Consider the following 19,541-nt stretch of genomic DNA (forward strand, 5'->3'; position numbering starts at 1 on the left):
TCCGAACGTAGAACAATTCACAACACGGATGGGAGACGCGATGGGGGTCAAACGCAATATGGCGGCCGTGCTGGCGCTGGCCGCCGCGCAGGGTCCGGGCGGCCAGGCGCTGGCCGCCGAGGACGCCGACATGGCCGGCGCGGTGGCCATGAGCCGGGTGACGGTGCTGGCGCACTACGACAACGCGGTCGGCACCTCCGACGCCGCCAGCCAGGGCACGGTGACGGCCAACCTGATCGCCAGCCGCGCCGCGCTGCGCACCGGCGAGCTGCTCGAATTCGTGCCCGGCATGATCGTCACCCAGCACAGCGGCGACGGCAAGGCCAACCAGTACTTCCTGCGCGGCTTCAATCTCGACCACGGCACCGACTTCGCCACCTATGTCGATGCGATGCCCGTCAACATGCGCAGCAACGCGCATGGCCAGGGCTACTCCGACCTCAACTTCCTGATCCCCGAGCTGGTGCAGCGCATTGACTATAAAAAAGGCAGTTACTTCGCCGACGAAGGCGACTTTTCATCAGCCGGTGCGGCCCACATCCGGCTGGCGGACCGGCTGCCGGAAGGCATCGCCAGTGTGACGTTGGGGCGCTATGGCTACCGCCGCGCGTTGCTGGCCGACTCGATGGACGCCGTCGGCGGAACCTTGCTGTACGGCATAGATTTGGGCCGCAATGACGGTCCATGGCAGACGCCGGAGCAAGTGCGAAAATACAACGCCATGCTGCGTTACAGCCAGGGCGACGCGCAAAACGGCTACAGCGTCACCGCCATGGCCTACCGCAACCGCTGGAACGCCACCGACCAGGTGCCGCAGCGCGCCGTGCGCGACGGCCTGATCGGCCGCTTCGGCACACTGGACCCCAGCGATGGCGGCGATACCGCCCGCGCCAGCCTGTCGTGGGACATGCACCGCCGCGCCGACGGCCGCATCACCGAGGCCTCGGCCTATCTGGTGCGCTCCAGCCTGGACCTTTACAGCAACTTCACTTACCTGCTGGCCGATCCGGTCAACGGCGACCAGTTCCAGCAAAGCGAGCGCCGCACAATGGGCGGCTTCAACATCAGCGAGACCTGGCTCGACAAGATCGCCGGCATCGATATGCGCAACAAGGTCGGCGTGCAAACCCGCTACGACCATGTCTCGCCGATCGGCCTGTACGCCACGCGCGAACGCGAGCGCCTGGATACCGTGCGCGAAGACCGGATCAAGGAAGCCAGCGCCGGACTGTATGTGGAAAACACCAGCTACTGGCTGCCGGAGTTCCGCACCGTCGCCGGCCTGCGCTACGACGCCTACCGCTTCGACGTCAACGGCGCCAGCGCCAGCGCGAACAAGGCCTCGCCCAAACTGTCGCTGATCTTCGGGCCTTGGGCCAGCACTGAATATTTCATCAATTACGGCGCTGGCTTCCACAGCAACGACGCCCGTGGCGTGCTGGCCCCCGGCGCGGCCGCCGCTACGCCGCTGGTGGGCACGCGCGGCGCCGAACTGGGCGTGCGCAGTGAACTGGTAAGCGGTTTGCAAAGCTCGCTGTCGCTGTGGACCCTCGACATCGACTCCGAACTGGTCTTCGTGGGTGACAGCGGCGATACCGAGGCCAGCCGCCCCAGCCGCCGCAGCGGCATCGAGTGGAGCAACCACTACATCGCCGCGCCGTGGCTGTTGTTCGACCTCGACCTGTCGGCCTCGCGCGCCCGCTACCGCCGCGACGACCCGGCCGGCAACCGCGTGCCCGGTTCGCTCAACAAAGTGGCCTCGTTCGGCGTCACGGTCAAGGACCTGGGGCGCTGGTTCGGCGGCATGGAGCTGCGCTACTTCGGCCCGCGCCCGCTGATCGAAGACAACAGCGTACGCTCGGCGTCGACGGCGCTGGCCTATGGCCGCATCGGCTATCAGCTCGACAAGCGCACCAAACTCACGCTGGACGGTTTCAACCTGTTCAACCGCCGCGCCAGCGACATCGATTACTACTACGCCTCGCGCCTGCCGGGCGAGCCGGCGGAGGGCGTCGACGACGTCCACTCGCATCCGGTCGAGCCGCGCACCTGGCGCGTGACGCTATCGCACAACTTCTGACGCATCGCTTATTAATATATTTAAAAAAATCTTATCGAATCTGAATCTGGCGTCATCGGTCCCGCGTATACGACCGTGCAGTCCAATCAAATCAACCAGTTGGGGAGAAATCGAATGCAAACAATCTTTAAGCAGGCGTTGTGCGTGGCCGTTCTAGGCACGCTGGCCGGCGCCATCGCGCCGGCGGCCATGGCGTCCAGCCACCGCGAAGCACCGTTCGTCACGCAAAGTCCCAAAGTCGACGCCACCGACTTCTATATGTTCCGCAGCTACGAGAGCGGCCGATCCAACTTCGTGACCCTGATCGCCGACTACGTGCCGCTGCAGGACGCCTACGGCGGCCCGAACTACTTCGCCATGGACCCGAACGCGCTGTACGAGATCCACATCGATAACAACGGCGACGCCAAGGAAGACCTGACGTTCCAGTTCCGCTTCACTAACACCAACAAGGACACCAAACTGTCCGTCGGCGGCAAGGATGTCTCGATTCCGCTGGTGATCAACGGCGGCGCCATCGCCGGCGTCAACGCACCGGGCGCCAACGTGCGCGAGACCTACACCGTCAACGTCGTGCGCGGCGACCGCCGCACCGGCACCAAGGCGGCCGTGACCAACGTCGCCGGCGGCGCCGTCTTCGACAAGCCGCTCGATAACATCGGCAACAAGTCGATCCCCAACTACGCAGCCTATGCCGCCGCCCACGTCTACAGCGTCAATATCCCCGGCTGCAGCACGCCGGCACGCCTCTTCGTCGGTCAGCGCAAAGATCCGTTCGTGGTCAACCTGGGCGAGACCTTCGATCTGGTTAACATCAAAGCACCGGCCACCGAGTTCTCCGCCGGCGCCGAGAAGGGCGCCAAGGATGATCTGGCGACCAAGAACGTCACCGCTATCGAACTGGAAGTGGCCGCATCGTGCCTGACCGCGTCGACCGGCGGCGATCCAGTGATTGGTGGCTGGACCACCGCCAGCCTGCGCCAGGGACGCCTGTTGAACCCGACGCCGAATTCAAGCTCGCCATCGAAAGAGGGCGGCGCCTGGACCCAGGTATCGCGCCTGGGCGCACCGCTGGTCAATGAAGTCGTCATCGGCCTCAAAGACAAGGACACCTTCAACGCCAGCAAGCCAAGCGGCGACGGCCAGTTCGCCACCTACGTCACCAATCCGACCTTGCCGGCTTTGATCGAGATCCTGTACGGCAGCGCAGGCGCCAAGGCGCCGACCAACTTCCCGCGCAACGATCTGGTGGCGGCCTTCCTGACCGGCGTGAAGGGTCTGAACCAGCCGACCACCGTCACCGCCTCTGAAATGCTGCGCCTGAACACGTCGACGCCAGCCGTCGCCGCCGGCGCGCAGAAGCGTCTTGGCGTGATCGACGGCGACAACGCCGGCTTCCCGAACGGCCGCCGTCCGGGCGACGACGTGGTCGACATCGCGCTGCGCGTGGTGATGGGCAAACTGTGCACCCTGAACCTGGGCTGCGCACCGGCCGACGCAGCAGCCGGTGGCCTGCACTTCACCGACGGCGCCTATCTGGACGACAGCTTCTTCAACGCCTCGTTCCCGTACCTGAAAACCCCGATCGCCGGTTCGCCGCAGATGTAAGGGAGACGACATGAGATCCCTTAAATATCTGGGCCTGGTATGCGTGCTCGCACTGAGCGCCTGCGGCGGCGGCAGCGACCACATCGCCTCCACGCCACCAGTGACAACGCCACCGGTGGTCACCCCGCCCGTGGTGACGCCGCCGGTGAGCATGTTGGACAGCTTCTTCGCCGCCGTGATGTCCCTCATCGGCGATGGCAGCGAAACCACCACCGAGCCGACAGCGACCGATGCTGTCGCCGTCACCACGCCGGATGACACGGAACCGGCGACCGTGAAGTAAGCAAGCAGTAAAAGGGCGGACGCCGCATGGTCCGCCCTTTCCGCCGTCTAGAGGTCCTCATGAGAACAATAATAGCCGTCGCCCTGGCATTGTCGGCCACCGTGGCGCACGCCGCGCCCTACATCCCGTCCAGCGGCAAGCAAGTCATCGAAACACTGCCGCGACGCGGCGATCCGGTGCAGCAGCAGTTGCGCAGTCTGCGCGCGGAGTTAAACGCGAAGCCGACCGACATCGCGCTGGCCATTGGTGTCGCGCAGCGCTACATCGCGCTGGGCCGCAGCGAGACCGATCCCCGCTACCTGGGCTATGCGCAAGCCGCGTTGGCGCCGTGGTGGACCCAGGCCGCGCCACCGCCGCAGGTGCGCCTGCTGCGCGCCACGCTGCTGCAAAGTACCCATCAATTCGGCCCCGCGCTGGCGGATCTCAAAGGCGTGCTGGCCGCGCAGCCGGACAACGCGCAGGCATGGCTGACGCAAGCGACCGTGCAAACGGTGCAGGGCGACTACGACGGCGCCACCGCCAGCTGCGCGCACTTGTCGAACCTGTCGATAGAACTGATCACCGTCACCTGCATCGCCAACGTCGGCACGGTCACGGGGCGCTCCGTCAAAAGCGAACAGCTGCTGGACCTGACCCTGGAGCGCAGCGCCAACGCGCCGGTGGAACTGCGGGAATGGGCGCTGACCTTGTTGGCCGAGATGGCGCAGCGGCGCGGCGATGCGGCCGTGGCGGAAGCGCGTTACAAACGTGCGCTGGCCATGGCGCCGAACGACAGCTATCTGCTGGGCGCCTACGCCGACTTCCTGCTGGAGCAAAAGCGGCCCGGCGAGGTGCTGACCTTGTTGCGCGACCAATCGCGCATCGACGCGCTGCTGTTGCGGCGCGCGCTGGCACTGCAGCAGCAGGGCGGCGATGCCCGCGCGCTGGCCACCGATGTCAAGGAGCTGGCAGCGAGGTTCGACGCGGCGGCGCTGCGCGGCGACACGGTGCACCAGCGCGAGCAAGCGCGCTTTGAATTGCTGCTGCGCCGCGACGCGAATACGGCGTTGGCGCTGGCGCGCAAGAACTGGGCCGTGCAGAAAGAACCGGCCGATATGCGCATCTACCTGGAGGCGGCGGTGCAGGCGCGCGACGCCGCAGCGGCCAAGCCGGTCGTCGACTGGATAACGCAGCACAAAATCGAAGACGTCGCCGCGCAACGCCTGATGCGCCAACTGAGCACGGGAACATGATGCCACGCCTCTTATTATTCCTCGCGCTGCTGCTCGGCGCCATGCTGCCGGCGCACGCGCACAAACCGAGCGACAGCTATCTTTCACTCACGACCCAAGGCGATACCATCACCGGCCAATGGGACATCGCGCTGCGCGACCTGGACTTCGCCATCGGCCTCGATCAGGACGGCGACGGCAAACTGACCTGGGACGAGATCCGCGCGCGCCACGCCGCCATCTCCGCCTACGCGCTGGAACGCCTGAAGCTATCGACCGATACCGGCGCCTGCGCGATCAACATCGCCGATCAACTGATCGACGACCACACCGACGGCGCCTACAGCGTCATGCGCTTTGGCGTCACCTGCCAGAAGCCGGTCACGCAACTGACCATCGACTACCGCCTCTTCGCCGATCTCGATCCGCAGCACAAAGGGCTGCTGCGGCTGACGCATGACGGCGAAACCTCCACCGCGATCTTCGATCCGCAGCACGCGCGCCAAAACCTGTCGCTGACGGCGCCGAACCGCTGGCACCAATTCGCCACGTATATCAAGGAAGGTGTGTGGCACATCTGGATCGGCTACGACCACATCCTGTTCCTGCTGTCGCTGCTGCTGCCTGCCGTGCTGCTGGCCGCGCCGTCGGACAATCTGCGCGGCGCCTTCATCGACGTGCTCAAGGTGGTGACCGCGTTCACGCTGGCGCACTCGCTGACATTGACCCTGGCCAGCCTGTCGCTGATCTCGCTGCCCTCGCGCTTTGTCGAATCGGCCATCGCCGCCTCGGTGATATTGGCGGCGGTCAACAACATCTACCCGCTGTTCCGGGGACGGCGGCCGGTCGCGGCCTTCCTGTTCGGCCTGATCCACGGCTTCGGCTTCGCCAGCGTGCTGATCGATCTGGGCCTGCCGAAAACCGCGCTGCTGGCCAGCCTGTTCGGATTCAATCTCGGCGTGGAAATTGGACAATTGTGCATCGTTGCACTATTCCTCCCGCTGGCGTTTACCTTGCGAAATACCGTCTTCTACCGGCGCGTGCTCACCGGTGGTTCGGCCGTGATCGCCTTGGTGGCATTGGTCTGGTTCGTCGAGCGCGCGTTTGACATTCAGGTGTGAGGGATCACGCGCGATATTGACCCACGTCGCATCCGTTGTCTTTTTGTTCAGCTACGATCAACGCCACTTTCATCGATCGCGAGAACAAAAAAATGTGCGGAATATGGGGCATGATCAATATCGGCGCGCCGCAATGCGACACCTCCGTCGCGCTCCCGGCCGCCTTTCGTTACATCGACGGACGCGGACCGGACGCGCGCGGCACCAGGCGGACGGCTTGTCGCGGCCACGCCGTCACGTTGGCCCACAGCCGGCTCGCGGTGATCGAATTGTCGGCGCTGGGTGCGCAGCCAATGGTCGATGCGGAGTCGGGCTGGTCCATCGTCTACAACGGCGAACTCTACAATTACCGCGAAATCCGCCAATCGCTGCAAGCCACCGGACAGGCATTCAACGGCGGCAGCGACACCGAAGTCCTGCTGCGCGCATGGGCGCTGTGGGGCCTGGATGCGTTGCAGCGCCTCAACGGCATGTTCGCCTTTGCCGCATTGAATGAAAAGACCGGCGAGCTCTGGCTGGTGCGCGACCGCTTCGGCGTCAAGCCGCTGCTGTGGGGGCGCTGTCCGAATGGCGACATCACCTTCGGCTCGTCGGTCGCCGGCGTCGCCAGCGTGGTCGGCGCCGACATCGACACCGACTACTGCGCGCGCGGCGTGCGCTACAAGGCCTATGAAACCGCGCAATCCGGTTCGCCCTACAAAAACGTGCACGCGGTTGCCGCCGGATGCTGGATCAAACTCCAGTTGTCGCCCGAGCGTATCGGCATCACGGAAGGGCGCTGGTATTCGCTGCGCGACGCCGTGGCGCGGCGACGCGGGGCGATGGCGCACAGCGGCGACGACGATCTGCTCGACGCGTGCCGCCAGCTGTTCGACAGCGCCGTCCAGCTGCGCCTGCGCAGCGATGTGCCGGTGGCCGTATCGTTGAGCGCCGGGCTCGATTCGGCGTCGATCGCCTGCATGATGTTGCGGCACGGCGCGCGCACGCACGCGTTCTCGTTCGGCTCGCCGTCCGAGCCGGCATCAGAAGGCCCCGGCACGCAATCGCTGGCCAAAGCGGCCGGCATCGACGTCACCTACGTGTGGCCGCGCTATAGCGGCTGGGATTTGTACGAGGTGCTGGAACAAACCATGGCCTTCCAGGAAGCGCCGTTTTCAGGCCTGAGCCCGATCGCGCAGAACGCCGTGTTCCGCAAGGTCAGCCACGCCGGCTTCAAGGTGCTGCTGGGCGGCCAGGGCAGCGACGAGATCTTCGCCGGCTACCGCAAATTCATCGTCATCGCGCTGCGCGAAGCGCTGCACCGACGCGAGCCGAAGGGCGCGTTGCGGCTGATGTATTCGCTGGCTCTGATGCTCGCGCACGAGGCCGGACAGGCGCGCATGTACTGGCAAAACCTCAACCGCTACCAGGGCAGCAAGAGCAAGGCGCCGGCGTTCCGGCTGCTCGACTGGGAGGCCGGCGCGCACAACCTGTGGGGCCAAGCGGGCATATCGCTGCCGGACCGGCAGATCGAGGATATCCAGCAATGGAGCCTGCCAACATTGCTGCGCTACGAGGACCGCAATTCCATGGGTTACGGCATCGAGACGCGGCTGCCGTTCATGGACTACCGGTTGATCGAATTCGCGCTGGCGCTGCCGACGCGGATGAAGATCGCCAACGGCTACGGCAAATGGATGTTGCGCCATGCGGCCAAGGGCCTGGTGCCCGATGCGGTGCGGCTCAACCGCAAAAAGCGCGGCTTCGACGTCACGCAGAACTGGATCACGCAAGGCATCGGTGCGGCGCTGCGCGGCGCCATCTTCGACCACGCGACGGCGCTGCAGGGCCCGCTCAAAAGCGGCGCGCAGCTCGACGCGCTGCTGTCGGATGAATCTCTGTCGCAAGACCCCGACCTGCTCGACGAAGCGCTGCTGCTGGCTTGGCTGGTCGATCCGACACGCGTGCCCCGCCGTCAGACCGGCGCCGCAAGGATGGCCGCTTAGCAACGGAGCCGTGCCATGAAGAAAGTCTGCCATTTTTCGTCGGTGCATCCCGGCCTCGACATCCGCATCTATCGCAAGCAATGCGTCTCGCTGGCGCAGGCGGGGTTCGACGTGCATCTGGTCATCGGCGCGACTGAGGCGCAGATCGCCGAGGCGGCCGGCGCCGGCGTCACCATCCATGCGCTCGCCGCATTGGGCGGCGGACGGTTGCTACGCATGGTCGCGCAGACGTGGCGCTGTTACCGCACCGCCAAGGCGCTGGACGCCGACGTCTATCACTTCCACGATCCCGAGCTGATTCCCTACGGCTTGCTGCTCAGCTGGCAGGGCCGCAAGGTCATCTACGACCTGCATGAGGACCTGCGCGCCGACATCCACTCGAAGCAATGGATACCGGCGCTGCTGCGCCATGCCATCGGATCGGTCGCGCGCGGCGTCGAGCACTTCGCGGCGCGGCGCTTCGCGGCGATGGTCGCGGCCACGCCGTACATCGGCGCGCTGTTCGACAAAAGCGCCGCGCGGGTGGCGGTGATCCACAACTATCCCGCCATCAACGAGCTTGCAGGCGCGAGCGCAACGGTGTTGACGGCGGCCCCGCGCGACAGCGTCTGCTACGTCGGCGCGATCAACGAAATGCGCGGCATCCGGTACATCGTCCAGGCGCTGGAGATGGTGCCCGTCAAACTGCTGCTGGCCGGCGCGTTCGACACGCCCGCACTGCGCGGGGAGCTCAGGGCTTATCGCGGCTGGTCGCAGGTCGAGGAATGCGGCTTCGTCGACCGGCAGCAAGTGGGGGAGATCATGGCGCGCAGCCTGTGCGGCCTGGTGACGTTAAGGCCGGAGCCGAACTTCGTCAATGCGTTGCCGATCAAGCTGTTCGAATACATGTCGGCTGGCGTGCCGGTGATCGCCTCGGACTTTCCGTTATGGCGCGGCATCGTCGAAGACGCCGAGTGCGGCATCTGCGTCGATCCCGAAAACCCGAACGCGATCGCCAAGGCAATCAACTTCCTGCTGATGCATCCGGACGTGGCCGACGAAATGGGCCGCAACGGCCGGCGCGCGGCCGAAAGCAAATATCGGTGGGATGGGGAAGGCGCCAAACTGGTGGCGCTGTATGGCGAGATTCTGGCGGAGGCGCCCGATGCCGGCGAGATCAGGCCCGGGCGGGTTTGAACATCTTCGGGGTCAAGTCTGTCATTCGGACACGTGCTCGGCCTTTTCCGCGAACAAATCCGATCAAAGACTGATCCGCATCAAGCGCATTTCCCCAAGAACCCGCCAGGAGACCGAAATGGCCAGGCCACTGAGACTTGAATTTCCCGGCGCACTCTATCATGTCACTTGCCGAGGCAACCGACGCGAGAAGGTTTTCTGCGATCGGCAAGACCGTCTCGTCTGGCTCGAAGAAACTGCGCGCATGTGCGACCGCTTCCACTTCGTGATCCACGCCTATTGCCAGATGACAAATCACTATCACTTGCTGATAGAAACGCCCGACGGCAATCTTGGACAGGGTATGCGGCAACTGAACAGTGTCTATTCCCGCTACTACAACCGCCGCCACAACTTGGTCGGCCACGTGTTACAGGGCAGGTACCATGCGATATTGGTGCAGAAAGAAAGCTACCTGCTTGAGCTGGCCCGCTATATCGTCCTGAACCCGATTCGAGCGGGCATCGTCGCGAAATTGGGAGACTGGGAATGGAGCAGTCTCGAGTTTATGCTGGGGAAACGCCCGTCGCCATCCTGGATGAGCACAAACTTGCTATTGGATTCCTTTGGGGCCGATCTGGCATCGGCAAGACAAGCTTATTTAGCTTTCCTAGTGTCAGGAGTCGGCGCCGAGAGTCCGCTTGAACAAGTGACATACCAGTGCATTTTGGGGGACGACGAATTCATCGCACAACACCGAAGCGCAGCGCCGTCCGAGACATCGGGTGAGGTTGCAAGAGCGCAGCGGCGAGCGACCGCCCTGCGACTTGAAGACTACGCAGCGAAATTCTTCCCGCGCGAAGTAGCGATGGCTGAGTCCTACCACTCTACCGTATACACAATGAGTGAAATAGCCTCACATTTTCAGGTATCGGTGAAAACGGTGAGCCGCGCTGTTGCTGCGCTCGAAAAAGCTGGGCATAGCACGTCCAAAGCATGAGGCCGTGTCCGAATGACAGACTTGACCCCCGCTTGTGATTACTCGTTGACGGCAGCCAACACGTTATGCGCCTGTTCGTCCGCGTGGTACGAGCTGCGCACCATGGCGCCGACGGCCGCGTGCTTGAAGCCCATCTTGTACGCTTCTTCCTCGAACATCTTGAACACGTCCGGGTGCACGTAGCGACGCACCGGCAGGTGGCTGTTCGACGGCGCCAGGTACTGGCCGATGGTCAGCATGTCGATGTTGTGCTCGCGCATGTCGCGCATCACCTGCAGGATTTCGTCGTCGGTCTCGCCCAGGCCGACCATGATGCCCGACTTGGTTTTGACTTGCGGATACAGGTCCTTGAATTCCTTGAGCAGCTGCAGCGAGTGCATGTAGTCCGAACCCGGACGCGCTTCCTTGTACAGGCGCGGCACCGTTTCCAGGTTGTGGTTCATCACGTCCGGCAGGCCGTCCTTGAAGATGTCCAGCGCCTTTTGCAGGCGGCCGCGGAAGTCAGGCACCAGCACTTCGATCTGGGTCTTCGGCGACAGCGCGCGGGTGTTCTGAATGCACTCGACGAAGTGGCCGGCGCCGCCGTCGCGCAAGTCGTCGCGGTCGACCGAGGTGATGACCACGTAGCTCAGGCGCAGCTCGGCGATGGTGCGCGACAGGTTGCCCGGCTCTTCCTTATCGAGCGGATCGGGACGGCCGTGGCCAACGTCGCAGAACGGGCAGCGGCGGGTACACTTGTCGCCCATGATCATGAAGGTGGCCGTGCCCTTGCCGAAGCATTCGCCGATGTTCGGGCAGCTCGCTTCTTCGCAGACGGTGACCAGCTTGTTCTCGCGCAGGATGTCCTTGATCTCGTAGAAACGGGTCGAGGCCGACGCGGCCTTGACGCGGATCCACTCCGGCTTCTTCAGACGCTCAACTTGCTCGATCGGCACAATCTTGATCGGGATGCGCGCGGTCTTGCTGGCGCCTTTTTGCTTTTCGCTCGGGTTGTAAGCGGGGGCAATGCTGGAGGTGGTCTCAGTGGTCATTTGGCTGCGTGCCCTCGCGGGCATAGTTTGGTTGTTCGTGTGTTGCGCGTGTTGCTTACGTTGCGTCTGTTGCTGGTTCTACCAGCGCCAGGACGCGTATCAGTTCGTCGGCCAGTTGATGTTGCACGTCCGACAATTGCGCCCGGGCGCCGACGGACCGCATATCGACTGTTTCCAGCCCGGCGTAGCCGCAAGGATTAATCCAGGAAAACGGGGCCAAATCCATCGCCACATTCAGCGACAGCCCATGGTAGGTGCAACCGTTGCCGCGTACTTTCAAGCCGAGCGCGGCGATTTTGGCGCCTTGCTTCGGTCCGCCGGCCATATAAATGCCCGGCGCGCCTTCAACGCGCTCACCGATGAGATTATACGCCCCTAATACATTGATGATCGCCTGCTCGATTTTATGGACGAACTGGCGGGCGTACAGCTTGCCGCCGGGCTTGTTGCGGCGCAGGTCGATCAGCAGGTAAATCACCACCTGGCCGGGGCCGTGGTAAGTCACTTCGCCGCCACGGTCGGTCTGCACCACCGGAATGGCGGCGGCCCCGGCCAGCAGGTGGCCACGGTCGGCGCCCAGGCCCAGCGTGAACACGGGCGGATGCTCGACGATCCACAGTTCGTCGCGGGTGTCCGGCGTGCGCGCGTCGGTGAAAGCGCGCATCGCGGCGAAGGTGCTGTCGTAGTCGGCAAGACCGAGGTGGCGGATCAGCGCCGGCTCGGTGTGGGTAGAGGACGTCATGCCGCCATTATAAATCAGGCTGCCTAACGGGGCTGAAGGCCTTATCCCGGCTGATGGCGCGCCAGCCACTGCTGGATCGACGGCCGTTGCCATTGGGCGGCGGCGTAGTCCTTCAATTTTTGCGGCACCGCGTCGCCGTTGAGGATCAAGCGGTTCAGCATCATGGTCAAATCGACATCGACGATCGACCATTCGCTAAACAGATTCGGACCCTGCACCAGCTGATCGGCGACGTGAATCAGCTTGTTGGCGGCGGCGCGGCCAGCCTCCGTCAGCGGCGCGCTCGCCTTGCCGAAAAACACAGTTTCCGTGTCGCGTTCGACCCGCACCGGCAACAGATCGCTGCGCAGCCATGCCTGAACCTGCCGCGCCCGGGCGCGCTGGCGCCGCTCCTTCGGATACAGCGCCAGATATTCAGGCGCCGGAAAACTCTCGTCCAGGTACTCCGTGATCGCGCTCGACTCCGTCAGCACGAAATCGCCCTCCACCAGCGCCGGCACCCGGGCGGTGAAAGCACGGTCAGCGTAGTCGCCGCGTTTTTGATGGCCGGCCGCCAGATCCACGGTTTTCAACGTAAACGGGACGCCTTTTTCGGTCAGCGCCACAAAGGCGGACAGGGCATAAGGGCTGGTGAACAGGCTATCGGCGTACAGGATAAACGACATGGCGGCTCCGGCTTGGGTAGATTTATTCACATGTTAGACCTTGCCGTAGTGCCTGTATAACGCTATATTTTCGTAATTCTTGCTAATTTTATTCACATAGTTATCCACAGCATGCCGACCTGATGAGCGCCAGCCGCCGCCTGCCCAATTTTTCCGCTTTGCGCGCCTTCGAGGCGGCGGCCCGGCACGAGAACTTCTCGCGGGCGGCGGAAGAGTTGCATCTGACGCATGGGGCGATCAGCCATCAGGTGAGGGCGCTGGAAGAGGAATTGGGCCGGCCGCTGTTCGTGCGTCGTGGCCGACAGGTGAAAATAACCAGCGATGCGCTCAAATTTGCCCAGTTTTTAGGCAAATCCTTTGCCGATATCGCCGTCGCGGCCGATGCGATGCGGGCGGCCAGCGTCAACCAGCGGCTGACGGTGACGTCGATTCCGTCGTTCGCGGCGCGCTGGTTGGCGCCCCGGCTGGGCCGATTCATCGACTTGCATCCTGATATAGAGGTAGTGCTGCAATCGAGCGGGCAACTGCAGGATCTGGCGCGCGACGGTATCGATGTCGGCATCCGTTTCGGCCGGGGCAACTATCCCGGCATGGTGGTGGAGCGGCTGATGGGCGACGTCTACTATCCTGTAGTGAGTCCCCACTATCGCGAAGGTGCTCTGCCCGCAACGCCGCAGCACCTGCCCCAGCAAATAATGTTGCGTTCGGTCGAGCCCTGGTCGCCGTGGCTGCGCGCGGCGGGCGTGGACATGGCCGAGCCTTCGGGTGGCGTGATGTTCGAGGATTTGTCGATGCTGATACGCTCGGCGGCCGACGGCAACGGCGTCGCGCTGGTGCGCCATGTGGTGGCGATGCAGGAAATCGCCTCCGGGCAGCTGGTGCGGCTGTTCGACATCGCCACGCCGTGCCCGGATGAATACTACTTCGTCGCGCCGGCCGCCTCAGCCGGCAGGCCGCAGGTGGTGGCGTTTCGCAACTGGTTGCTGGAAGAGATAGCCGTCTTCCAGCGCCAGCAACTTACATGACGATTTTGACCATCGGATGGGCCGAGAGTTCGGAATACAGCGCGTCGAGCTGTTCGCGGCTGACGGCGCGTACGGTCACGGTCAGGCCGGTGTAGTTGCCCTTGGCCGACGGCCGCACTTCCATTTTGCCTTCGTGGAAATCCGGGTCGTGCTTTTGCACAACCAGCACGATGGTCGGGGCGAAATCGATATGAGTCGGCCCCATCACCTTGATCGGGAAGTCGCTCGGGTATTCGATGAGGGACTCTGACGGCGGGATCGCTTGCATATTCATTCCAATCAAAAATAAAACCGGCGGCATCAACGCGACGCCGCCGGCCTCTATTGTAGCGAATTCACCGAAAACGCCGCGTGGCTTACGATTTGCCCAGCGCCAGCGCGGCCGGCGCGGCGCCCTGGCCCGACAGCCGTTGCAGCCTGGCCAGCGCCGACTCGTTGCCCAGGCCGGGCTGGCTCACCGATTTGCGGATCGCTTCGAGCTCGGCCGCCTGCTGGTACGGACGCTGGCCGATATCGGTGACGATCTTCAGGCCGGCCGCCTCGTTGTTGATGGCCTGTGCGCGGCGGGTCAGCGCGTTCAGGGCGCTGGAATTGCCGCGCATGCCGGACAGGCCGGCCAGCTGGGCCTGGCGCTCGGCGCGCAGCTGCTGCAAATCCTGCTGGGCGCGCGCGCCGGCCAGCGCCTGCAGCGCCTTTTTCGCCGCAGAATCGAACTCGGCCAGCTGCTTCGACAGCGCGTCGACGATGGTTTGCAGCTCGTCCATGTACTGGCGCGCGTCTGCCTCTTCCTGCAATTCCTGCGGCATGCGCTGCTTGTTCGCCTCCAGCTCGTCGCAGAACAAGGTGATCGTTGCCTCCGAGATCTTGCCGGAGGCCAAGCGGTCGGCCAGGGTGCCGGCGGCTTGCTCGTCGGTGGCGATCAGCTGGCGCAGCTTGACCACGTCGGCCGCCTCCTTATCGAAGGAGGCGCGCGCGGCGGCCAGCTTTTGCGCGGTGGTGCGCAGGCTGTCGGCCAGACGGTCGCGGTCGGCCTCGGTCGCCGTTTCCGGATCAAAATTGGCGATCGCTTCGGACACGCGGTCCCCCAAGGCGCCAAAGTGTTTGGAGATCAGGCGCGCGGTCAAACCCCAGCCATTCGAGTTGCTCATGTCGGTCTTCCTTCTAGAAATGACGTTAAAAATGCGCATCATTGGATAACGATGCGTTCCTGCTCCACCGGGATGCCAATGACAAAGTCCACATGGATCCCGCGTTTCGATGCGTCGCCGTTCACGCTGCTGAGGATTTCAGTCGTGATCAGCAGATATTCGTTGCCGCCGTTGCGCAGTTCGCGCACATACGGCATGAAGTACATTTCCTGGCGCAAGCCGAGGCTGCCGCTCGGGTTGTCGATGCGGGTTTCGGTGCCGGAGAACGGCGTGATGAATTCCTCGTCGTCGCTGCCGGCGTCGCGCCAGTAATCGACGCCTTCGTCGGCGCCGAACACCAGGTCCAGATCGGATTCGTCCAGCCCGATGTCGTCCAACTGCGCCCGCCACAAGGTGTAGCTGCGATCGCCCAGGCCGGCGTTGGCCAGGCCCATGTAGGCCTCCTGGTCTTCCACGGTCTCGGGAATCACGCGCGCCAGTTGGGTGCAATACATCACCTCGGCCACCTTGCCTTCGGCGTTCTGGTACACCTGTAAAAACTTTTCCTTCTCGCTCACATCGCCCGTGTCCAGGTAGTAGCGGTAAAGGCCGCCCGTCTGCTTGAGACGGATTTGCGAGACGGCGACGATGCGGTTGTCGTCGGCGTCCGGTACGCCAATCAGCGAACCGTTGGCAAGCGCGCCCAGCAGCGGCGACTGTTGCAGCCGCACCAGGCTGCCGATGCGTGCGCCCAGCGGCAAGTTCTGATCCGTGCGGGGCGCGTCGGCGCCGCTCAGTTTGGCCACGCCGTTGCGCAAGTAGTTATAAGCGTCCGTCCAGCTCATCTCAATTCCTCTCGAATGAATAATGGGGCTGTCTGGCCGCGCGCAGCCCGCGCACCTTGCGCACCGCGAACACAGCCGCCCAAGCGATCCCGCTCAACAGGCCCAGCCAAGCGAACCAGCGTAGTACGCTCGCGCCGAACGATGGTTGAGGCGGCGCAGGCGTGCGCGCATTGACGGTCGGCGCATCGCCAAGACCGGGCATGCCGGTGATCTGGCCGGACTGGTTGATGGCCGGCGCCGGCGGTGGCGCGCTGCCGGCCGTGGTCGGGTAAGCGACCGGCTGGTTCGCCTGGCTCATCGCGCGGCCCAGCATGAAACCCAGCACCCCGTGCATCAGACCGCTCCCGCCGGACGGCTGCCGCACCACGACCTGCTGCGGATAGCCGGGCGGCATGGTGCCGGAGTTGCGGGCGGCAATCGCATCCGGCCTGGTGGGCTGGACCGGCTGCGAGGGCTGGGCGGGCCTGAGCGGCGTATCGTTCAGCGGCGGCAATGGCGCCGGCGCGCGCTCGGCGGCCCGGCGCGCCTCCAGCGTCTTCAACGCCCGGGCTTGCGCGGCGCTGCGGTCGAGGTCGCGCGACGCCGCCGATGCGTTCCCCGAACGGTTGCGCGGATAGGCGGACGCCGGTGAGCCGGGCGCCTTGCCGAACGCGCCGGGGCCGCTCTGGCGGTTGGCCGGCGGGGCCGACGGCCGGTTCCTCGCGGCGTTGCCATTTTGTGAAGAAAATCCACTTTTGTATGATGACGATGTGCCAAAATAAGGGCTGGCCTCGGCTCGGGCGGGGGAACTGGCGCCCAGTGCGATACAAAAGCTCAGCAACAGCGCGGATTGAAAGGGCTTCATTATGTCTTTTCACAAACAAGTTGAATAAAAAGCAGCATAGCGCCCGATCTCGGCGGATGCATCGGTAATAAAAGGCACGATTCACCATGACTCGCAAATACCTGGACATGAACCAACACGACGCGCTCTACAAGGTCGCGCGCAGCTATCCCGGCGGCATCGACGCGCTCGCACAAGCGATGGGGATCTCGGTCAACGTGCTGCGCAACAAGCTGGCGCCGACGATCGCCTCGCACTATCCGTCGTTCGAGGAAGTGTCGGCGGTGGTCGACCTGTGCCACCGTGCCGGCGTGGCCGAAGCGCATCTGCCGCTGCATGCGCTGCTGACGCGCCACGGCATGGCCGCGTTCGTCGTCCCGCTGCCCGACAACATTGGCGACGATGACCTCTCGCAAACGGTGTGCAAAGTGATGAGCCAGGTGGGATCGGTGGCTGAAGCGGTCTCGACTGCGCTAATGGACGGCAAGGTCACGGCCGCCGAAGCCGATCTGATCGAACGCGAATTCCAGGGTGCGCTGTCGGCGCTGGGCGAATGGCGCGCGCGGCTGCGCCAAAAAGCCGCCCGCAACCCGGGCTAAACCAGCAGCAACGCCAGGATCTACAGGCAAAAAAAAGCCAGCCCGAAGGCTGGCGAAGACTATTCTCTCTCGGGAATTACCAGAAAATAGCAGGGCAAATGGATGCGGTCCCGACGGCCCTGGGCGGCGGACGTTGCCGTCCTTGTTCTCGCGCTGCCACCGTTTTGCAATGTTGCTACTGTATGCAAAGCGGTGGACCACTTCCAGCCGATTGTGACGAACTGCATTTTTTGCTGCCTGAACTGCTATTTCCCGGTATGAACCGTCGCTTACTGCATGTTGTGCGTAGGCCGGTTGCCGTTGTTGCGCCCCTGGTTTTGCCCCTCGTTACGTTGCGGCGGTTCGCGGCGCGGTTGCGCTTGCGGCTGGGCTGGCTGCGGCTGCGGCTGGCTCACCTGCGGCGGTGGAGACGGACGCGGCGGCGGCTGGAACTGCTGCGGCTGCGGCTGCGGTGGTCGCTGCGGTTGCACCTGGACCTGATGCGGCTGCGGCTGAGGTTGCTGCGGTTGCGGCTGCGGCTGGAACGCCGGACGCTGCTGCTCACGCGCCTCCCGCATCTCGTCGCGCTGACGCGATGGCCGGCGGCCGTTGTCGTCGTCGCGGTTGAAACGGTCGCGGTTCGGATTGACGTGCAACACCGGCGCCGGCATCACGCCCTGTTGCGGCACCCCGTTCGGCGTGCGCGGACGGTAACCCGGCCGCAGCTCGAGCGCCACATCGTTGGGGTTGATCGTCTGCGCCGGCGCATTCGGCGTGCCGAACTGCCCGGGTGCGAGCGTGGTGGTGGTCTGCGGACGTCCCGGACCCTGGCCGATCTGCACTTGTGGCTGCGCCTGCGGCTGCGACGGCGCGGTGATCACCCGCCCCGGCTGCTGGCCGTTGTTGCGCTGGAAACGGTCGTCGCGCTCGTTCCGCTCGTTGCGGCCGAACCTGTCCGGCCGGCCGTCGCCATCGCGGTCCGGCCAGGCCCGCCGGTTGGGGTCGACCACCCGCGTGTTCTGGCCCGGCGGCGGCGGCGTCACCGTCACCGCGTTCTTGACCAGGTTGGCCGGCGGAATCACCACGCCGCCGCGATTGACCGGCACCGTATGGCGTCCCTCGAATTGATCGCGCGGCAACATCGTCACGCCGTCGCGGCGCTCCGGCCGGTCCGTCCGTGGCCGGAACGGCTTGCCGTTGTGCTGCCATGTCATGCGGTTTTCGTAATTGTTCGAGACCCGGTAGTTCGGCACGTAGCGTTCGCGCGGGGACAGCGGGAACCAGCCCAGGCCGGGACCGCGTTGATGCGCAAAACCGTCGCCGCCGACCCAGCCGACCAGCGCCGGCGCCCACACCGGACGCCCGGCCGGACGGCCCGGCGCCCAGAACCAGCGGCGGTTGACCGTCACCCAGCGCCCGTAGTGCGACGGCGCATAGCCCCACGGCGCGTTGTCGACCCAGGTCCAGCCCCACGGCGCCAGCCAGGTCCAGCGGCCGTCGCGGTAGGGCGCCCAGTCGACCGCGACATTGCGCGGCGCCCACAGCGGGCCGTATTCGGCGCTCTCGGTCCAACTGCCGTTGCGGTCCAGCTCCTCGTAGCCGGTGATGCCGGTGGACACATAACGGGTGGACACCACGGCCTCCGACTGCCGGTCGCGCTCGTCGGCCCAGACATCGAAACCGTCGCGCCGGGCAATGCCGGTGCGCACGTCGTCGCCGCTGATGTCGACCTGGCGGCCGTTGCTCACCACCACCGACGAACCGGAACCCTCGACCCGGGCGCTGCCGCCCAGCACGCTGATTTGGCTGGTGTCGGCCACGCGCTCGGCATCGACCCGCAGCAAGCCCGGCTCGAGCATCGTGACGCGGGCCTGCGGCGTGGTCAGCTCGAAGTCGCGCAGCAACTCCGGGCTGCGCACGCGGATGCTGACACTGCCGTAGTTGAGACGCAGCCGCAGCAAATCCTCGTCCATGCCGATGATTTCAAGATCGGAATCGCCGTCCAGCCGCACCGCCGTCGAGCCGACCCGGAATTCGGTGCGCGCGCCGCTGGCGGTATTGATATGGTTGGCGCCCGTGACGGGCCAGTTCAGCGAGGCGGCGACCGGTTCGCTCTCGCCCTCGGGGTCGTTGCCCACCAGCGTCACCTGGCCTTGCACGGCCGAAATCCGCCCCACCACAGCGGGTGGATCGGCCAATGCAAGGGAACTGAAGCTGGCCAAGGCGGCCAGCACGACGGACGGGATGATCTTGCGGCTCATG

Annotated in this window: 18 protein-coding genes; 10 read left to right on the plus strand and 8 right to left on the minus strand. The window is 64.6% G+C overall.

The genetic code is table 11. The features are described 5' to 3' along the window. Nucleotides 1-40 precede the first annotated feature (40 nt). The 8 genes from ACZ0BA_RS22530 to ACZ0BA_RS22565 all read left to right on the plus strand — a co-directional run bounded on the left by ACZ0BA_RS22530 (nt 41) and on the right by ACZ0BA_RS22565 (nt 10,443). On the plus strand, nt 41-2,080 hold the full coding sequence (locus tag ACZ0BA_RS22530; RefSeq protein ID WP_463453394.1) for a TonB-dependent receptor: 2,040 nt from the start codon (nt 41-43) through the stop codon (nt 2,078-2,080). 114 nt (nt 2,081-2,194) lie between these two features. Next, entirely contained in the window at nt 2,195-3,688 is a 1,494-nt protein-coding gene (locus ACZ0BA_RS22535) for a DUF4331 domain-containing protein (protein WP_463453395.1), read from the plus strand. 10 nt (nt 3,689-3,698) lie between these two features. After that, nucleotides 3,699-3,971 carry a hypothetical protein gene (locus tag ACZ0BA_RS22540; RefSeq protein ID WP_463453396.1) on the plus strand — a complete coding sequence of 91 codons (273 nt, stop codon included), beginning with the start codon at nt 3,699-3,701 and terminating at the stop codon, nt 3,969-3,971. A gap of 59 nt (nt 3,972-4,030) precedes the next feature. Beyond that, the gene (locus ACZ0BA_RS22545) at nt 4,031-5,203 is read left to right on the plus strand and encodes a tetratricopeptide repeat protein (RefSeq protein WP_463453397.1); all 1,173 of its coding nucleotides are present in this window, start codon (nt 4,031-4,033) and stop codon (nt 5,201-5,203) included. Then, nucleotides 5,200-6,303: a HupE/UreJ family protein gene (locus ACZ0BA_RS22550; protein ID WP_463453398.1), complete on the plus strand. Its 1,104-nt coding sequence runs from the start codon at nt 5,200-5,202 to the stop codon at nt 6,301-6,303. The genes ACZ0BA_RS22545 and ACZ0BA_RS22550 overlap by 4 nt, the downstream gene beginning before the upstream one ends. A 92-nt stretch (nt 6,304-6,395) precedes the next feature. Continuing rightward, complete coding sequence (gene asnB / locus ACZ0BA_RS22555; RefSeq protein ID WP_463453399.1) at nt 6,396-8,288, plus strand: asparagine synthase (glutamine-hydrolyzing); 1,893 nt, start codon at nt 6,396-6,398, stop codon at nt 8,286-8,288. 15 nt (nt 8,289-8,303) lie between these two features. Beyond that, the gene (locus tag ACZ0BA_RS22560; RefSeq protein ID WP_463453400.1) at nt 8,304-9,464 is read left to right on the plus strand and encodes a glycosyltransferase family 4 protein; all 1,161 of its coding nucleotides are present in this window, start codon (nt 8,304-8,306) and stop codon (nt 9,462-9,464) included. A gap of 118 nt (nt 9,465-9,582) precedes the next feature. Further along, on the plus strand, nt 9,583-10,443 hold the full coding sequence (locus tag ACZ0BA_RS22565; protein ID WP_463453401.1) for an REP-associated tyrosine transposase: 861 nt from the start codon (nt 9,583-9,585) through the stop codon (nt 10,441-10,443). Between the two features lie 38 nt (nt 10,444-10,481). On the opposite strand, the gene lipA is transcribed toward ACZ0BA_RS22565, so the two are convergent. From lipA to yfcF, 3 genes are read right to left on the minus strand one after another with little or no spacing between them, the layout of a single operon-like run. Beyond that, nucleotides 10,482-11,474 carry a lipoyl synthase gene (lipA, locus tag ACZ0BA_RS22570; protein ID WP_463453402.1) on the minus strand — a complete coding sequence of 331 codons (993 nt, stop codon included), beginning with the start codon at nt 11,472-11,474 and terminating at the stop codon, nt 10,482-10,484. Nucleotides 11,475-11,529: 55 nt separating this feature from the next. Then, a complete protein-coding gene (gene lipB / locus ACZ0BA_RS22575; RefSeq protein WP_463453403.1) occupies nt 11,530-12,216 on the minus strand; it encodes a lipoyl(octanoyl) transferase LipB in 687 nt (228 codons plus the stop codon). A 41-nt stretch (nt 12,217-12,257) separates the two neighbouring features. Next, the gene (gene yfcF / locus ACZ0BA_RS22580; protein WP_463453404.1) at nt 12,258-12,881 is read right to left on the minus strand and encodes a glutathione transferase; all 624 of its coding nucleotides are present in this window, start codon (nt 12,879-12,881) and stop codon (nt 12,258-12,260) included. Between the two features lie 122 nt (nt 12,882-13,003). Between yfcF and gcvA the strand changes: the two genes are divergently transcribed. After that, entirely contained in the window at nt 13,004-13,906 is a 903-nt protein-coding gene (gene gcvA / locus ACZ0BA_RS22585; RefSeq protein WP_463453405.1) for a transcriptional regulator GcvA, read from the plus strand. Here the strand turns inward: gcvA and ACZ0BA_RS22590 are convergent. From ACZ0BA_RS22590 to ACZ0BA_RS22605, 4 genes are all read right to left on the minus strand, one after another. Continuing rightward, nucleotides 13,899-14,174 carry a DUF493 family protein gene (locus tag ACZ0BA_RS22590; RefSeq protein WP_209721819.1) on the minus strand — a complete coding sequence of 92 codons (276 nt, stop codon included), beginning with the start codon at nt 14,172-14,174 and terminating at the stop codon, nt 13,899-13,901. The two genes, gcvA and ACZ0BA_RS22590, sit on opposite strands and share 8 nt — an antisense overlap. An 88-nt stretch (nt 14,175-14,262) precedes the next feature. After that, nucleotides 14,263-15,054, minus strand: coding sequence for a hypothetical protein (locus ACZ0BA_RS22595; RefSeq protein WP_463453406.1), 792 nt, complete (start codon nt 15,052-15,054; stop codon nt 14,263-14,265). Nucleotides 15,055-15,092: 38 nt separating this feature from the next. Next, nucleotides 15,093-15,878, minus strand: coding sequence for a DUF2491 family protein (locus ACZ0BA_RS22600; RefSeq protein ID WP_463453407.1), 786 nt, complete (start codon nt 15,876-15,878; stop codon nt 15,093-15,095). A gap of 1 nt (nt 15,879) precedes the next feature. Continuing rightward, a complete protein-coding gene (locus tag ACZ0BA_RS22605; protein ID WP_463453408.1) occupies nt 15,880-16,722 on the minus strand; it encodes a hypothetical protein in 843 nt (280 codons plus the stop codon). A gap of 86 nt (nt 16,723-16,808) precedes the next feature. Between ACZ0BA_RS22605 and ACZ0BA_RS22610 the strand changes: the two genes are divergently transcribed. Next, nucleotides 16,809-17,300, plus strand: coding sequence for a phage regulatory CII family protein (locus tag ACZ0BA_RS22610; RefSeq protein ID WP_463453409.1), 492 nt, complete (start codon nt 16,809-16,811; stop codon nt 17,298-17,300). A 269-nt stretch (nt 17,301-17,569) separates the two neighbouring features. Here the strand turns inward: ACZ0BA_RS22610 and ACZ0BA_RS22615 are convergent, their stop codons facing one another. Further along, nucleotides 17,570-19,540 (minus strand): DUF6600 domain-containing protein, encoded by a 1,971-nt coding sequence (locus tag ACZ0BA_RS22615; RefSeq protein ID WP_463453410.1) that lies wholly within the window; start codon nt 19,538-19,540, stop codon nt 17,570-17,572. Between the last annotated feature and the right edge of the window lies 1 nt (nt 19,541).

It is taken from the genome of Duganella sp. AC917 (assembly GCF_979258245.1).

Coding starts and splice junctions, on each gene's coding strand:
- ACZ0BA_RS22530 (WP_463453394.1), top strand. CDS start 41: ATGGGGGTCAAACGCAATATGGCGGCCGTGCTGGCGCTGGCCGCCGCG.
- ACZ0BA_RS22535 (WP_463453395.1), top strand. CDS start 2,195: ATGCAAACAATCTTTAAGCAGGCGTTGTGCGTGGCCGTTCTAGGCACG.
- ACZ0BA_RS22540 (WP_463453396.1), top strand. CDS start 3,699: ATGAGATCCCTTAAATATCTGGGCCTGGTATGCGTGCTCGCACTGAGC.
- ACZ0BA_RS22545 (WP_463453397.1), top strand. CDS start 4,031: ATGAGAACAATAATAGCCGTCGCCCTGGCATTGTCGGCCACCGTGGCG.
- ACZ0BA_RS22550 (WP_463453398.1), top strand. CDS start 5,200: ATGATGCCACGCCTCTTATTATTCCTCGCGCTGCTGCTCGGCGCCATG.
- asnB (WP_463453399.1), top strand. CDS start 6,396: ATGTGCGGAATATGGGGCATGATCAATATCGGCGCGCCGCAATGCGAC.
- ACZ0BA_RS22560 (WP_463453400.1), top strand. CDS start 8,304: ATGAAGAAAGTCTGCCATTTTTCGTCGGTGCATCCCGGCCTCGACATC.
- ACZ0BA_RS22565 (WP_463453401.1), top strand. CDS start 9,583: ATGGCCAGGCCACTGAGACTTGAATTTCCCGGCGCACTCTATCATGTC.
- lipA (WP_463453402.1), bottom strand. CDS start 11,474: ATGACCACTGAGACCACCTCCAGCATTGCCCCCGCTTACAACCCGAGC.
- lipB (WP_463453403.1), bottom strand. CDS start 12,216: ATGACGTCCTCTACCCACACCGAGCCGGCGCTGATCCGCCACCTCGGT.
- yfcF (WP_463453404.1), bottom strand. CDS start 12,881: ATGTCGTTTATCCTGTACGCCGATAGCCTGTTCACCAGCCCTTATGCC.
- gcvA (WP_463453405.1), top strand. CDS start 13,004: ATGAGCGCCAGCCGCCGCCTGCCCAATTTTTCCGCTTTGCGCGCCTTC.
- ACZ0BA_RS22590 (WP_209721819.1), bottom strand. CDS start 14,174: ATGCAAGCGATCCCGCCGTCAGAGTCCCTCATCGAATACCCGAGCGAC.
- ACZ0BA_RS22595 (WP_463453406.1), bottom strand. CDS start 15,054: ATGAGCAACTCGAATGGCTGGGGTTTGACCGCGCGCCTGATCTCCAAA.
- ACZ0BA_RS22600 (WP_463453407.1), bottom strand. CDS start 15,878: ATGAGCTGGACGGACGCTTATAACTACTTGCGCAACGGCGTGGCCAAA.
- ACZ0BA_RS22605 (WP_463453408.1), bottom strand. CDS start 16,722: ATGAAGCCCTTTCAATCCGCGCTGTTGCTGAGCTTTTGTATCGCACTG.
- ACZ0BA_RS22610 (WP_463453409.1), top strand. CDS start 16,809: ATGACTCGCAAATACCTGGACATGAACCAACACGACGCGCTCTACAAG.
- ACZ0BA_RS22615 (WP_463453410.1), bottom strand. CDS start 19,540: ATGAGCCGCAAGATCATCCCGTCCGTCGTGCTGGCCGCCTTGGCCAGC.